This window comes from Collinsella aerofaciens, assembly GCF_001405375.1.
Classification (GTDB): Bacteria; Actinomycetota; Coriobacteriia; order Coriobacteriales; family Coriobacteriaceae; genus Collinsella; species Collinsella aerofaciens_F.
Genome location: NZ_CYYP01000008.1, coordinates 68687 through 83636 on the forward strand (window position 1 = coordinate 68687; position 14950 = coordinate 83636).

Below are 14950 nucleotides of genomic sequence, written 5' to 3' on the forward strand. Positions count from 1 at the left end.
GAAAGGTCGCTATGCCTACCATTTCTACCGCCGACTTCAAGAACGGCCTCGGTCTCCGCATCAAGGACAAGGTCTATACCATCGTCGAGTTCCAGCATGTCAAGCCGGGCAAGGGCGGCGCGTTTGTGCGCTACAAGACCCGAGACATCAAGAGCGGCCGCGTCGTCGAGAACACCTGCAACGCTGGCACCAAGTTCGAGAGCGTCATGCTCACCACCCGCGAGTTCCAGTACCTCTACAACGATGGCGCCGACTACATTTTCATGGACAACGAGTCCTATGAGCAGGTTCCCGTTCCCGAGGACATGGTGGGCGAGAACTCCAAGTGGCTGCGCGAGAACGACGTCTGCCAGCTGCTCTTTGCCGACGATGAGCTCATGGGCGTGACCCCGCCGATGTTCATCGAGACCACCATCGTCCAAACCGACCCGGGCTTTAAGGGCGACACCGTCCAGGGTTCCACCAAGCCGGCCACGATCGATACCGGCGCTGTCATCCAGGTCCCCATGTACCTCAACGAGGGCGAGGTCATCAAGGTTGACACCCGCGACGGCAAGTTCGTCTCCCGCGTCTAGCAACCAACTCTTCTAGGAGGACTCATGCCCCAGGAAATCAAGATTGACGGCATCGGCATTTCGCCCGATGTTCTGACCGCCATCGTCTCGCGCGCCGTGTCGGATGTCGAGGGCATCGCCTCCGTTGGCGTCAAGGACCTTGCCACCAACCTTGTCTCCATGATGCTCTCGTCCAAGGCCCCGGCTTCCGAGCCGGCGGTCGAGGCCGAGGTCGTTGGCGACAAGCTCGCACTCACCGTGCGTGTCGTGGTGTTCTTTGGCTATCCGTTCAAGAAACTCGCCGAGGCTGTTCGCGCCGCTGTGGTCGCCGCCATCGATGCCCAGGTGGGCGTTGAGGTCGAGCGCGTCGACGTTTGCATCGACGGCCTCGTTTTTCCCAAGGAGTAACCTTTGAGCCTTAAGGTTTATCGCGGGCGTACGCTTGCCCGCAGTCAGGCGCTGCAGCTGCTGTTCCAGGCCGAGGCCACGGACAGCCCGCTCGAGCGCGTCCTCGAGGGTGATTTCCTGATCTCGAAGGGTCCCCTCGACCCCTATGCGCTGGAGCTGTGCCGCGGTGCCTACGAGCATATCGACCGCATCGACTGCGCTCTGCGCTCCGTTGCCAAGAACTGGGATCTTATGCGCATGCCCGGTGCCGACCGCAATCTGCTGCGTATCGCCGTTTACGAGATGCGTTTCCTCACCGACGAGGAGGTCTCGGACGCCATCGTGATCAACGAGGCCGTCGAGCTTGCCAAGGCCTATGGCACCGACCAGTCCGCGTCGTTCGTCAACGGCGTGCTGGGCAAGATCGCTCGCAGCGAGGAAATGCCGGGCGATGACCTGTACCAAGAGCTGCTGGCCGAGGATCGCGCTCGCGAGGAGGCACAGGCTGCCGAGGCAGCCGCCAAGGTCGCTGCTGCTCAGGCTGCTGCCGGTGTACTTGCCGAGGACGCGGACGCTGCTGGGGCCGTCGAGGCCGACTCCGTCGAGGAGTAGCCATGCCAGAGGGTTCTGTCCGCAACTTTGACGAGATCTCGGACCGTCTGGACCAGATCATCGCTACCGTTCGCTCCAAGGATACCTCCTTGGAGCGTTCACTCGATTTGTTTGACGAAGCGATTGAGTTGGGTTCCCGCGCGGTCGATATGGTCGACAAGTTTGAGTTGACGCCGCGAGAGGCCGACAAGCTCGAGCAGGAATACGATGAGGATGCGGCAAACGAATCCCAGGATAGCTAGGCCGCATCTCCGGATACGAATGGTTGATGGCATTCATGAAACGCGTGCGTCTTGATGACGAACTGATTTCACAGGGCATCTGCGCCGATCGCGCGGATGCCCTTCGCACTCTTATGGCCGGCATGGTCTCGAGTGGCGGCGAGCGCTTGACTTCGCCGGGTCTTAAGGTGACCCCGGGCCTGTCGCTGCACGTGAAGGGGCGCATTCCCTATGTTGGCCGCGGCGGTCTTAAGCTCGAAGGCGCACTTGATGCGTTTGGCATCAATCCGACGGGCCTTGCCTGCCTGGATGTGGGCTGCTCTACCGGCGGCTTTACCGATTGCCTGCTCAAGCGCGGAGCTGCGACCGTTGTCTCGGTGGACGTGGGTCGCGCCCAGTTCGATTGGTCGTTGCGTCAGGATGATCGCGTGACGCTGCATGAGCGCACAAACGTGACGCAGCTGCCTGAGCTTGGCTATGCCGGCGCAATCGACCTGGCTGTGTGTGATGTCTCGTTTACCAGCATCGCGAACATTATCGATGCGGTGCTGGCGTGCATGGCTCCTACGGGTGCATTCTGTACGCTCGTAAAGCCGCAGTTTGAGGCTCCGGCGGCGCTGGTGGGCGAGGGCGGCATTGTGACCGATTCCGCCGTGCGCCGCGATACACTCGTGGCGGCGGTTGAACTCTTTGCTGCCAAGGGCCTGTTCCCGGTCGATGTTTGCGTGTCGCCCATTCATGGTGCCAAGGGAAACGTTGAGTTTTTCCTGTACGGCACGAGGTTTGCCCCCGGCGAGCGCGCCGACGATGAGCTGCAATCCCAGGTATCGGTTTTGAGCGAGAAAGCTGCAACGCTATGAAGGTCTTTCTGGTTCCCAATTACTACAAGCAAGAGGCGGTCGAGAGCGGCCTGATGCTCGAGCTTTGGCTGACGCGCCAGGGCTATGAAGTCGCATGGGCTGCCGACCAGCGATCGAAGATTCAAAGCACGCCTGATATTGACGGCTCCGATCTGGTCATTACGCTCGGCGGCGACGGTACGTTGCTGCGCGCTGCCCGCATCCTCAACCATCGCGAGATTCCTATCCTCGGTCTTTCCTATGGTCACCTGGGCTTTTTAACTGCTGCGAGCCCCGAGGAGCGCGACATTCTGCAGGTCGTGAGTGACGCCCTGTCCGGCGAGCTGCACGTGAGCCGTCGCGCTACCATCGCCGCTGATATCGTGTCCGTGCGCGAAGAAGGTACGAAGGATGTCGTGCGCACCTTCGCCCTCAACGACATGGCGCTTACGCGCGGCCCCCTGTCCGATATGGTCGAGTTTGACATCACGGTGTCCGGTCACCATATCGACCGCCTACGCGGTGACGGTGTCGTTGTTTCGACGGCGACCGGCTCCACTGGCTATGCACTATCCGCCGGCGGCCCCATCGTGAGCCCCGACTATACGGGCATGGTCTGCGTACCCATTGCGCCGCACACCATTCAGGCCCGTGCCTTCTTGACTTCGCCGAGTGATGTCGTCGAAATCTTTATGTCCGATGATCGCCCGAGCGTGCCGGCGATCGCCATCGATGGACAGTTTATTACCTGCGATGGCACCGTTGAGAGCGTGGCGGTGCGCCGCGGGCCCGGAGATGTGTTGCTGCTGGATTACGGCCCCGAGAGCTTCTATAACTCGGTGAGCCGTGTGTTCTACGGAGTGCGTCATGATCGATGAGCTGCAGGTTTCTAACATTGCACTCATTCGCGAGGCGACGTTGGTGCCGAGTGCCGGCCTGACTGTCCTGACCGGCGAGACCGGTGCCGGCAAGACCGCGCTGCTCTCGGCCCTCAAACTTATTTTGGGCGAGCGCGCGGATTCGTCGACGGTGCGCGAGGGCGAGGCGCTCGCGAGCGTCGAGGCACGACTCTTCGACGGGCCGCACGACACGGAAGGGTTCACCGTACAGCGCAGCCTTTCCGCCGAGGGCCGCAGCCGCGTGAAGATTGACGGCCGCATCGCCAGTGTGCGCGAGCTTTCGGAGCGCGTTGGCGTGATGATGGATCTGTGCGGCCAACACGAGCACCAGCGCTTGCTCGATCCGGCGCATCATGTTGCGATGGTCGATGCCTGGGCAGGGCGCCCTGCACTCGAGGCGCTCGAGCACTACCGCGCCTGCTTTAAGGCTTCGCGTGCTGCCGCTAAGGAGGTTCGACGTGTCGAAGAGACCTCGCGTGCGCAGGGGAGCCGCGTCGAGGAAGCGCGCTTTGCGCTCGAGCGCATCGGCGAGGTCGACCCCAAACCGGGCGAGTATGAGGAACTCGAGGAACTGCTGCCGCGCTCCGAACATGCCGAGGTACTGGTTGCCACAGCTAATGATGCCCATGCATCGCTTGCCTCTGAAGGGGGAGCGCTCGATGCCGTGAACAGCGCCGTGGCAGAACTTTCCCGTATGGCTTCCGTCGATCGCAAACTTGGCGACATTGCCGATTTGCTTTCGGATGCCTGTATCTCCCTTGAGGATTGCGCGAACGAACTTCGTGCCTATCGCGATGGCGTCGCCTTCGATCCGCGCGAGCTCGCTCGCATGCGTGAGCGGTATTCCGACCTCAAGGGCCTGCTGCGTCAGTGGGGTCCTACCATGGACGATGTTTTTGCCATGCGCGATCGCTCGCAAGAGCTGCTGTCCCTGGTCGATGATGGCGATGAACAGATCAGAAAGGCGCGTGAGGCACTCGGGAGCGCCGAGCACGAGTTGTTTGCTGCTGCCAAGGCACTTAAGCGCGCTCGCAATATGGCGGCCCCGCGCTTCTGCCACGAGGTTTGCCGCCAGATGGCTCGCCTGGAGATGGGCGGCGCCGAGCTCGTCTGGGAGTCGCGTGATCTTCCCCGTGCTGAGTGGACGCCCGTTGGTCCTTCGAGCTACGAGCTGCTATACCGCAGCGGTGCCGGTTTGACTCCACGTCCCCTGCGCCGCATTGCGTCGGGCGGCGAGCTCAGCCGCGTCATGTTGGCAAGTAAGGTTGTCCTCGGTAACGCGGACGGTGTCGATACGCTGGTGTTTGACGAGGTCGATGCCGGTGTCGGCGGCTCTACGGCTCGTGCTCTTGCTGGTGTGCTGGCCGATCTTGCCGCTACTCATCAGGTCATCGTCGTAACGCACCTTGCGCAGGTTGCGGTCATGGCCGACAAACATTATGTTGTCAGTAAGGAACCGGGCGATGTTCCCCAGACGCATTTGGACGAGGTAACCGGCGAAGCGCGTACCGCCGAGATCGCCCGCATGTTGAGCGGCGATCAATCGGAGGCGAGCTTGGCGCATGCCAAGCAGATGCTTGAAGAAGCTCGAGGTTAGGTCGTATCAGCGGTGTTGGTGGGACAAAATAGACTGAATTTTTTGTCCCACTTCGCGTTTTACTCCACGACCTTATCCGGTTGGATGAGCTCTTCGTAGTAGCTGATATGCTCTCGGGCGTCCTCGATTTCGGGCAGCAGGAAGTTGTAGATGACCTCTATGATCATCGTGGCGCTCATCTTGGAGAATGCGAAGTCACCCGTTGTCAGCAGCGCTTCGTGATTGACGGTATTAAAGGTGTAGTCGGCGAGGCGCGCAAGTGGAGACTTGCTATCGCTGCTGATGACGACTACGGTTGCGCCGCAGTTGCGAGCCGCTTTTGCCATGCGATTCAGTCGGCGCGATTTGCCAGAGTTTGAGATTAGCACGATGACGTCACCCGGGCGTAACGTGAGCGCAAAGCCGATTGATGTCTCGCTAATGGTGCTCGCCATGCAGCGCAGGCCCAGCTGCGAGAACTTGAACGTCGCGTCGAGCGCGACGGCGTTGGTGTTGCCTACGGCCGCAAACTCAATAACGCCGGCGTTCTTAAGCGCGTGTACAACTGCGGCCAACGTGTCGTGATCAATGCCGTCGATGGTCGCATTAAGCTCACTCACCTTGGCGGCGAGGATATTTTTAAGGCTCTGCTCCATGTTGTCGAGCGAGACCTCGTCGGTCAGGCCCTCGTTGCGCTGACTCTCTAAGTCGCGCGCCAACGAAAACTGAAAGCTGCGGAAGCTGCCAAAGCCCAGCTTGCGGCAGAAACGCGAAACGGTCGCCTCGGACGTGGCGGCAGCGCGCGAGAGCTGAGCCGCCGTGAGGCGTGGCGCCTCGGACTGGTGCTCCAATATATAGTCGACAATGCGCTGCTCGGACTCGCTGTATCCCTGGTGGGTACTAATGAGGGAAAGTGCGCTTTTGCTACTATCGGTCATGGATGGCTCCTGGTTGGCCTGAAAATCTAACTTGATTTGCAATGCCATAGTATACGGGCATTTTCAATTACAAGATACACCTTGCCGTTTCAAGTGTTGATGGTAAACTTTCACTTGCCGTTTACGGTTATGAAAGAACCTTTCACCGGAGAATTGCGCCTTGTCTCTTCTCACGCGGACGGTAGGTTGGTATCTTTCAGTTGTGGAAAAACGCGCATCGAAGCGCGTGTAGGGGAGCGCCCGAGGGCGCTGTACTCAAGAAGGAGGGACACATGGCTAAGTTTGACATCATCGCCGCGACCGGTTGCCCGACCGGCATTGCGCACACCTTCATGGCGAAGGAGGCGCTGGAGAAGGCAGCTGCCGAGCGCGGTCTGACCATTAAGGTCGAGACTCATGGCCAGGTCGGTGTCGAGAACGAGCTCACCAAGAGCGAGATCGCCGGTGCCAAGGCCGTCGTCGTCGCAGCCGATAAGGATGTCCAGGCCGAGCGTTTCGCCGGTAAGCCCATGGTTTCCGTTGGTGTTTCCAAGGCCCTGTCTGTCGAGGCTGCTGGTAAGCTGATCGACCGCGCGCTCGCCGCCAAGGGCGACGACACGGTTGCCGCTGCCGCCGATGTCGAGGACGAGGTCGAGGAGAAGGAGTCCATCGGCCACGTCATCTACAAGCACCTCATGAACGGCGTCAGCCACATGCTGGTCTTCGTCGTTGCCGGTGGTGTTCTGACCGCCATTTCGTTCCTGTGGGGCATTACGTCCTTCGATTCGACGGCGTCTGACTACAACAGCTTTGCTGCTATGCTCAAGATCATCGGCGGCATCGCCATGAACCTTATGGTTCCGGTGCTTTCCGCCTACATCGCCGAGTCCATCGGCAAGCGCCCGGCGCTCGTCCCCGGCTTTGTTGCCGGTATGATCGCCATCCAGGGCCTGCCTGTTAACGCCGAGACCGGCATGATCGACGCCGGTGGCACCGGCGTGGGCTTCGGCTTCCTGGGCGGCATCGTCGGCGGCTTCCTCGCCGGTTATGTCATCCTGCTGCTCGAGAAGGTCTTTGCCGGTCTGCCCAAGAACCTGGACGGCCTCAAGGCTATCTTCCTGTACCCGCTGTTCTCGACGGCTATCGTCGGCCTGGTCATGCTCGGCATTTCCGGCCCCATGGCTGCCATCAACACCGCCATGATGGACTTCCTCAAGGGCCTGTCCGCCTCTGGCGCCGTTGTCCTGGGTCTTGCCATCGGCTGCATGTGCGCCTTTGACATGGGCGGCCCGGTCAACAAGGCTGCTTACGTTACCGGTACCGCTATGCTCACCGAGGCACTGGCCGCCGGTGTTGGCACCGATACCTACAACTTCGGCACCAACTTCATGGCTGCCGTTTCCGCCGCCTGCATCGTTCCGCCGCTGATCACCACCTTCGCCGTCGTTGTCGGCAAGAAGTACTTCAGCCAGGAGGACCATGACGCCGGTGTCGTCAACCTCATCCTTGGTTGCACCCACATCACCGAGGGCGCCATTCCGTTCATGACCAAGAACATCTGGCCCGTCATGCCCATCATGATGCTCGGTTCTTCTATCGCTTCGATCCTGACCATTATGTTCAACGTTCACGATCCGGCGCCTCACGGTGGCTTCCTGGTCCTGCCCGTTGTCGAGAACGGTCCGCTGTGGGTTCTCGCGATCTTCATCGGCGCTGTGGTCGGTGGCATCCTGTTCGTGGCCTTTAAGAAGTACGACTTCGAGAAGAACCAGAAGGCCGCTCCTGCAGCCAAGCCGGTTGAGGCTCCCAAGGCCGCTGCCGTCGAGGCCCCCAAGGCCGAGGCTGCCGACTTCGTTAAGGTCGAGAATGTCTTTGTTGCCGAGGACTTCGCTTCTCGTGACGAGGCTCTGAGCTTCGTTTCCAACCAGGCTGTCAAGGCCGGTATCGCCAGCGACGCCGACGCCGTGTTGAACGCCTTCCTGGCCCGCGAGGCCGAGGGCACCACGGGCATGATGGAGGGCTTCGCCATCCCGCATGCCAAGTCCGACGCCATTACCGAGGCTGCTGTTATTGTCGTCAAGGACGAGTCCGGCGTGACCGGTTGGGACACCATGGACGGCGCTCCCGTCAACGTGGCTATCGCCCTGCTCATCCCCGGTGCCCAGGCCGGCACTACGCACCTCAAGATCCTGTCTAAGGTCGCCGAGGCGCTCATGGACGAGGACTTCCGTGCCACTGTCAAGGGTTCAACCGACGCCGCCGAGATCGCCAAGACGATCAACGCCCGCCTGGTCTAATTCCACGGTACGCGAATACCATCGCCCTCTGCACAAAAGGCGAGGACTCCACTAGGAGCCCCCGCCTTTTTTCTTTGCCCTCTCATAAGTTGCGGTGAAATAGGGACTGTTTAAACGATTCAACCCCAAACTCAGTCCCTATTTCACCGCAACTTATAAAAGGGCATAGAGGGGGCTGCCTATCGAGTCTTTGTCGCGAACAGATCATCAGCCAGAATTCCGTTCGCACGATATTACTTTGGACCGACCGAGTTTCCGCAGCTTGCTCGCCCACAGGGGCCCGCGCGCGGCCTGTGAGATTTATCGCGAGTTCCGCACGAGCCGAAGAGCACTTAATGTGCTCTTCGTGCGAGCAGGACTGTAGAGCAGGAAATCTCACAGGCCGCGCGCGGGCCCCTGTGGGCGAGCAAGCGGAAGACAAACACATCTGTCCAATAATTCGTCTGAAACATAATGAAAAACCGTTTGATGTGAGTTAATATAAACAACGTCGTGAATCTGACTCCTGCCACATGCATGACAGGGGTTAAACACAAAAAAGGAGTCAACTATGGTTTCTGAGAAGGCTACCCTCGTTAATCCTCAGGGTCTGCACATGCGTCCGGCTGGTCTGTTCGCCTCCACCATGGGCAAGTACGCCTGTGACGTGACGGTCGTCACCCCCGAGAAGGAGGTCAACGGCAAGTCCCCGATGGCCCTCATGGCTGCTGGTATCCCCTGCGGCACCGAGGTCGAGGTAAAGTGCGACGGCGCTGACGAGGCCGAGGCTCTGGCTGCTGCCATCGAGCTCATCAAGAGCGGTCTTGGCGAGTAGAACTCAAACGGGTCGCATGTTGAACAACTAAGTTCATATTTGGGGGCGCAGTGACCTGTTGTAAGGTAACTGCGCTCTTTTGTCATGGATATGGCAAAACGCTTTATCACATGACACGGAGAGAGGAATGGGAATGTATCAGGGAGTCAACGCTTCCGAGGGCATCGGTATCGGCACCGTCATGGTCGCCGTCGATCCCGACTTGACGTTTGAGCCGCACGAGGTTGCTGATTCGGCAGCAGAGAAGGAGCGCTATCAGTCCGCTCTTTCGGTCTTCTGCGAGAAGACCCAGGCTCAGGCCGACCACATGAAGGAGACGGTGGGCGAGGCCGAGGCCGAGATCATGAGCGGACACATTGTCCTGGCTCAGGACCCGGGCATGACCGACGCCATCAACGCCGCCATTGACGGCGGTACCTGCGCCGAGCAGGCGCTCATGGACACCTCGACCATGTTCGAGAACATGTTCCTGTCCATGGACGACGAGATGTTCCGTCTGCGCGCGGCCGACATCGCCGACATCCGCACCGGTATTCTGGCCGAGCTGCTGGGCAAGGAGGTCGTCGACCTCTCCGTCCTGCCCGAGAACACCGTCGTTGTCGTGCACGACCTTACGCCGTCCATGACCGCCACGATCGATAAGGCCCACGTTGCCGGTATCGTCACCGAGACCGGTGGCCGCACGTCGCACTCCGCGATCATTGCGCGCGCCCTCGAGATCCCGGCTGTCCTTTCGGTTTCCAACAGCTGCACCGCGCTGCGCAACGGTATGACCGTTGTCGTCGACGGTGGCAAGGGTATCGTCGAGGCCGATCCCGACGAGGAGACGCTCGCTGCCTACACCGCCAAGGCCGAGGCCTTCGCTGCCGAGAAGGCAGCCCTCGAGGCCTTCCGTGGCAAGCCGTCCGTGACTGCCGATGGCATCAAGAAGATCATCGCCTGCAACATCGGTAACCCCGATGACGTGCCCAACGCGCTCGATCACGACGCCGAGGCTATCGGTCTGTTCCGCTCCGAGTTCCTGTTCATGGACTCTGCTGAGCTTCCTTCCGAGGAGGAGCAGTTCAACGCCTACCGTAAGGTCGCCAGCGCGCTCAAGGGTGCTCCGGTCATCATCCGCACGCTCGATGTGGGTGGCGACAAGGAGATTCCGTATCTGCATATGGTCAAGGAAGACAACCCCTTCATGGGCTTCCGCGCCGTGCGTTACTGCTTGGCCAATCCCGACCAGTACAAGGTCCAGCTCCGCGCTCTGCTGCGCGCTAGCGCCTTCGGTGACGTCAAGATCATGATCCCGCTCGTCACCTGCGTCGAGGAGGTCTTGGCTGTCAAGGAGCTCGTCGAGCAGTGCAAGGCCGAGCTGACCGAAGAGGGGCGCAAGTTCAACGAGAACATCGAGGTCGGCATCATGGTCGAGACGCCCGCCGCTTCGCTGCTCGCAGACCGTCTTGCCGAGGTCGCCGACTTCTTCTCCATCGGCACCAATGACCTGATCGGCTACACCATGTGCGCCGACCGTGGCAACGACACCATCTCCAACCTGTACCAGGTTTACTATCCCGCCGTGCTCCGCTCGCTCAAGAACATCATCGAGAGCGGCGTGAAGGCCGGCATCATGGTCGGTATGTGCGGCGAGGCCGCTGCCGATCCGCTGCTCGAGCCGCTGCTGATCAGCTGGGGCCTGGAGGAGTTCTCGATGAGTGCTCCGTCGATCCTGCGCGCCCGTAAGACCATCAGCCAGTGGACCAAGGCCGAGTGCGACGAGCTCGCCGAGAAGGCGCTCGCCTGCAACACCGCCGCCGAGGTCAAGGCACTGCTCGAGTCCGCAGCTCGCTAATTTGGTATCAGAGGTAACCGCGTGGTTGGAATGGGCCGGCCACGCGGCCCTCACATATACAGGGGGTACTGTAAATGTTCTACACGCTAACCGCTAACCCGGCTGTCGACATGACGGTTTCGAGCTCTCCGCTCGAGCCCGACGAGAACGTCCGCACCGGTTCGGCCAGCTACACGGCTAACGGCAAGGGCCTCGACGTGTCCTTCGCCTTTAAGAAGATGGGCGTCGACACCGTCGCGCTCGGCTTCTTCGCTGGCTTCACGGGCAAGTTCATCGTCGAGGAGGTCATGAACCTGGGTTGCCTCTGCCGCCCGGTCTGGACCGACGGTATCACGCGCATTAACACCTACGTCAACGATGGCCAGCACGAGTACGGCATCCTGAACCCCGGCGCCCCGATCACGCCGCAGCACCAGGAGGAGCTCTACAACATCCTGGACACCGCGGGCGATCTCGAGTGCCTGATCGTCTCCGGCTCCGTGCCTCCCAAAGCTACGCCCGACTTCCTGGCTCAGGTCATGGAGCACGCTCAGGCTCGTGGCGCTGACGTCGTCCTGGACCTGTCCTCCGACAAGCTCAAGGAGCTCGCTCACAAGAAGCCGCTGCTCATCAAGCCGAACCATCACGAGATGAAGGCCATCTTCGGCGTGCCGGTCGACACCGACGACGAGGTTCGTGTCGCCATGAAGATGGCTCACGACGCTGGCGTTCAGAACGTGCTGCTCACCCGTGGTAGCCGCGGCGACGCTTACTTCTCCAACGGCGAGGACATCTGGTACGCCAAGCGTGAGTTCAACATCAAGCTGGTCTCTTCCGTCTGCGCCGGCGACTGCACCCTCGCTGCGTTCCTGCACAAGTGGTACAGGGATCGCGACAACGTCGAGGAGGCCATGAAGCTCGCTATGGCCACCGGCGCCAACGTTGCCGAGTCCGTCGGCATTGGTGACTTCGGTCACGTCGACGAGTACAGCAAGCGCGTTGCTGTCCGCAAGCTCGATCGTCAGTAATCGAAACGCGACATATTCGTGCGCATGCGGCGCCCCGGTTTCGGCCGGGGCGCCTTTTTTGTTCCGCCATGGGGGAGAGGTGTCCTGCCGTACTTCATCGCTTCCACACCGTTCACCGAGTTGTCCTAGCCTTTTACCGATGCGTGGAATATACTTTCATTAACACGTTGCTTCGTGAAAGGAACATTCATGATTTACACGCTCACTGCTAATCCCGCCATTGATTACAACATCGCCTGCGACGGCCTTACTGCCAATACCGTCACGCGTACCCGCAATGCCGTCTACACGCCCAACGGCAAAGGCCTCAACGTCTCGTTTACGCTTGACCACTATGGTGTCGACACCACGATCCTGGGTTTCTTCGCCGGCTTCTCGGGTGAGTTTATCGTTAAGGGAGCCGAGGCCCTGGGCGTGCCCGTCAAGCCCGTGTGGACCGACGGTATTACGCGCGTCAATGTGTTCCTCAACGCCGGTCCCGACACCGAGTACAACATGGTCAATGCCGGTGCCGCCATCAATGAGGCCAACGAGCAGGAGATGTTTGAACTTATCGATTCGCTCGATGACATGACCTGCCTGGTCATCAGCGGCTCGCTGCCTCCCAACACTTCCGAGGGCTTCTTGGCCGAGGTCCTGCGCCGTGTCAAGGCCAAGGGGGCCGAGTTCGTCCTCGACATCTCGAGCCATCAGCTGGCAGACCTCATTGCTCTGGAGCCACTGCTGATCAAGCCCAATGACGACGAGCTGCTTGACATCTTTGGCATCAAGGTGAGCGGTGGCGACGACGAGTCCGTCAAGGGCGCTATGGCCGAGCTGCACGCCAAGGGCGCCAAGAACGTGCTGCTGACCCTTGGTGGCGCCGGTGCGTACTTCTCCAACGGCGAGCATATCTGGTTTGCCAACCGCACCTTCGACGTCAAGCTGCTGTCGACGGTGTGCGCCGGCGATTCCTCGCTCGCTGCCTTCCTGTCCGTGTGGCACGACGCCCCCGAGCGCGTCGAGGACGCCCTGCGCCTTTCGATGGCCACTGGCGCCAACGTGGTCGAGTGCCCCGGTCTGGGTGATTTTGCCAAGGTGGACGAATATAAGAAGCACATCGAGGTTCGCCAGGTCTGCTAGTTCCGGCACCTTGTCTGAATAGTTTGATTATTTCGCATCCGTCTTAGACTAGGACGGATGCGTTTTTGTTTATCGGACTTGCGTGTGCAGTGGAGGCTGTTTCTTGCTAGACTTCTTGCAGACGCAATCGATAGCCAATTTGATAGTCGCAGGAGGCCATAGGCATGTGCAATGTTTCGCTCAACGGTACTCAACCGTCCGATGCGTCCCTGCGCGTCCTGCGCGCGCTTGAGGCGGCTGGTCTTGAGGCTTGGTACGTGGGCGGTTGGGTGCGCGACGCCCTGATGGGGTACCCCAGCCACGATGTTGATATGTGCTGTAGCGGCCTGTGGCAGGAGTCCAAAGCGGCGCTCGAGGCCGCCGGCATCGCGGTTGTGGAGTCGGGCATTAAATTTGGCGGAATCACGGCTATTTCCGATGGCGAGCGTATCGAGGTCACCACGTACCGTCTGGATGGCTTTTACACCGATGGTCGCCATCCCCAGAGTGTGGAGCGTGCCGCCTCGCTCGAGGACGATCTGGCGCGCCGCGACTTTACCGTCAATGCCATGGCCTGGCATCCCGAGCGCGGGCTTGTCGACCGCTACGACGGCCAGGGTGACTTGGAGCGCAAGCTGATTCGCGCTGTCGGCGATCCCAAGCGTCGCTTTAACGAGGACGCCCTGCGCATGCTGCGTGCGGTGCGCTTTGCCTGCCGTCTGGACTTTATGATTGAGCCCGAGACCAAGCGTGCGCTTGCCGAGTGCGCGCCGCTGCTCGAAGCCGTGGCGCGTGAGCGTGTGGGTATTGAGCTCGAGGGCATTCTTTCGACCGGTCATGGGGGAGACGCGATGCTCCGCTATCCCGAGCTCATCTGCGCCGCCGTGCCCGAGTTGGCAGCGGGTCGCGGGTTTGATCAGCGCAGTGTCTATCATGCGTTTAACGTCTACGTGCATATCGCCCGTGTGCTGACGGTGGCGGGGGAGCTCGCGCTGTGTGACGGCGTCGCGCCCTCGTCGAGCCTTATGTGGGCGGCGTTTTTGCACGATGTGTCCAAGCCCGAGTGCTTCACGGTCGATCACGCCGGCAGCGGACACTTCTACGGTCATCCCGAGCTCGGCGCCAAGAAGGCGCGCGTCATTATGGATCGCCTGGCCCTCTCGCACGACTTGGTGCGCGACGTGTGCCTGCTCATCAAATACCATGACAAGCCGCTGCGCCCCGAGCGCTCCTGCCTGCTCAATATGATGCGCGCGCTTTCGGGTGAGGGCGTCGACACGGCCCGCCTGATTGACGAGCTCATGGACCTTAAGCGTGCCGACACACTTGGCAAGGCCCCGTCGTGCTTCTATTATGTTGAGACGATTGAGGAGATGCGCGCGCTGGCGCACGAGCTGCTGAAGGCAGGGGAGCCCTATACGCTCAAGATGCTCGCCATCAACGGCGGCGACCTGATCCGTGCCGGAGTCAAGCCCGGGCCGGAACTGGGTCAGCTTCTCAACTCCGCCCTCGACGCCGTGATCGAAGACGATATTCCCAACGAGCGCGAAGCTCTTTTGGTTCATCTCAACTTGAATTAGCTACCAAGTTTACCTGCGTATTCCATAACCTGCCGACAATTTTTCGGCAATTTGGAATTTCTTCTTGCGCTGACGTTTTTTGTCCCGTAATATATTTCCTCGCAGCACGGCAGTGCAGATGTCATGTGGCCCGTTCGTCTAGCGGTTTAGGACGCCGCCCTCTCAAGGCGGAGATCACCAGTTCGAATCTGGTACGGGCTACCACGCATCTGATACCCGGACTTCCTATGGAAGGCCGGGTTTTTTTATTTTCAAACAACCGTCTGCAATTCCCGTTTGAACCAGAGCTTTGCGTTCTGCCTATGGCCC

At 60.3% G+C, this 14950-nt stretch carries 14 protein-coding genes and 1 tRNA gene; 14 read left to right on the top strand and 1 reads right to left on the bottom strand.

What is annotated here, in order from left to right; genetic code table 11:
• The first annotated feature begins 11 nt into the window (after window positions 1-11).
• From efp to ARB25_RS05510, 7 genes are read left to right on the top strand one after another with little or no spacing between them, the layout of a single operon-like run.
• Window positions 12-575 carry an elongation factor P gene (gene efp, locus ARB25_RS05480; protein ID WP_055286447.1) on the top strand — a complete coding sequence of 188 codons (564 nt, stop codon included), beginning with the start codon at window positions 12-14 and terminating at the stop codon, window positions 573-575.
• Window positions 576-599: 24 nt separating this feature from the next.
• Window positions 600-962 carry an Asp23/Gls24 family envelope stress response protein gene (locus ARB25_RS05485; RefSeq protein WP_006233982.1) on the top strand — a complete coding sequence of 121 codons (363 nt, stop codon included), beginning with the start codon at window positions 600-602 and terminating at the stop codon, window positions 960-962.
• A gap of 3 nt (window positions 963-965) precedes the next feature.
• Window positions 966-1553 carry a transcription antitermination factor NusB gene (gene nusB, locus ARB25_RS05490; protein ID WP_082421883.1) on the top strand — a complete coding sequence of 196 codons (588 nt, stop codon included), beginning with the start codon at window positions 966-968 and terminating at the stop codon, window positions 1551-1553.
• Between the two features lie 2 nt (window positions 1554-1555).
• Window positions 1556-1795, top strand: coding sequence for an exodeoxyribonuclease VII small subunit (locus ARB25_RS05495; RefSeq protein ID WP_006233978.1), 240 nt, complete (start codon window positions 1556-1558; stop codon window positions 1793-1795).
• A 35-nt stretch (window positions 1796-1830) separates the two neighbouring features.
• Complete coding sequence (locus ARB25_RS05500; protein WP_055286493.1) at window positions 1831-2634, top strand: TlyA family RNA methyltransferase; 804 nt, start codon at window positions 1831-1833, stop codon at window positions 2632-2634.
• On the top strand, window positions 2631-3491 hold the full coding sequence (locus ARB25_RS05505; RefSeq protein ID WP_055286448.1) for an NAD(+)/NADH kinase: 861 nt from the start codon (window positions 2631-2633) through the stop codon (window positions 3489-3491). The genes ARB25_RS05500 and ARB25_RS05505 overlap by 4 nt, the downstream gene beginning before the upstream one ends.
• Entirely contained in the window at window positions 3481-5109 is a 1629-nt protein-coding gene (locus tag ARB25_RS05510) for a DNA repair protein RecN (protein WP_055286450.1), read from the top strand. The genes ARB25_RS05505 and ARB25_RS05510 overlap by 11 nt, the downstream gene beginning before the upstream one ends.
• A gap of 59 nt (window positions 5110-5168) precedes the next feature.
• Here ARB25_RS05510 and ARB25_RS05515 read toward each other — a convergent pair whose 3' ends face one another.
• Window positions 5169-6026, bottom strand: a complete 858-nt coding sequence (locus ARB25_RS05515) for a MurR/RpiR family transcriptional regulator (protein ID WP_055286452.1) — start codon at window positions 6024-6026, stop codon at window positions 5169-5171.
• A 272-nt stretch (window positions 6027-6298) separates the two neighbouring features.
• On the opposite strand from ARB25_RS05515, the gene ARB25_RS05520 reads away from it, so the two are divergent.
• From ARB25_RS05520 to ARB25_RS05550, 7 genes are all read left to right on the top strand, one after another.
• The gene (locus ARB25_RS05520) at window positions 6299-8302 is read left to right on the top strand and encodes a fructose-specific PTS transporter subunit EIIC (protein ID WP_055286454.1); all 2004 of its coding nucleotides are present in this window, start codon (window positions 6299-6301) and stop codon (window positions 8300-8302) included.
• 550 nt (window positions 8303-8852) lie between these two features.
• The gene (locus ARB25_RS05525) at window positions 8853-9116 is read left to right on the top strand and encodes an HPr family phosphocarrier protein (RefSeq protein WP_022094575.1); all 264 of its coding nucleotides are present in this window, start codon (window positions 8853-8855) and stop codon (window positions 9114-9116) included.
• A gap of 133 nt (window positions 9117-9249) precedes the next feature.
• A complete protein-coding gene (gene ptsP, locus ARB25_RS05530; protein WP_035138206.1) occupies window positions 9250-10953 on the top strand; it encodes a phosphoenolpyruvate--protein phosphotransferase in 1704 nt (567 codons plus the stop codon).
• A 74-nt stretch (window positions 10954-11027) separates the two neighbouring features.
• Window positions 11028-11960 (top strand): 1-phosphofructokinase family hexose kinase, encoded by a 933-nt coding sequence (locus tag ARB25_RS05535; protein WP_006233969.1) that lies wholly within the window; start codon window positions 11028-11030, stop codon window positions 11958-11960.
• A 189-nt stretch (window positions 11961-12149) separates the two neighbouring features.
• The gene (locus ARB25_RS05540) at window positions 12150-13082 is read left to right on the top strand and encodes a 1-phosphofructokinase family hexose kinase (RefSeq protein WP_006233968.1); all 933 of its coding nucleotides are present in this window, start codon (window positions 12150-12152) and stop codon (window positions 13080-13082) included.
• Window positions 13083-13246: 164 nt separating this feature from the next.
• Window positions 13247-14641: a CCA tRNA nucleotidyltransferase gene (locus tag ARB25_RS05545; protein ID WP_035138209.1), complete on the top strand. Its 1395-nt coding sequence runs from the start codon at window positions 13247-13249 to the stop codon at window positions 14639-14641.
• A gap of 127 nt (window positions 14642-14768) precedes the next feature.
• Window positions 14769-14845, top strand: a tRNA-Glu gene (locus ARB25_RS05550).
• The last annotated feature ends 105 nt before the right edge of the window (window positions 14846-14950 follow it).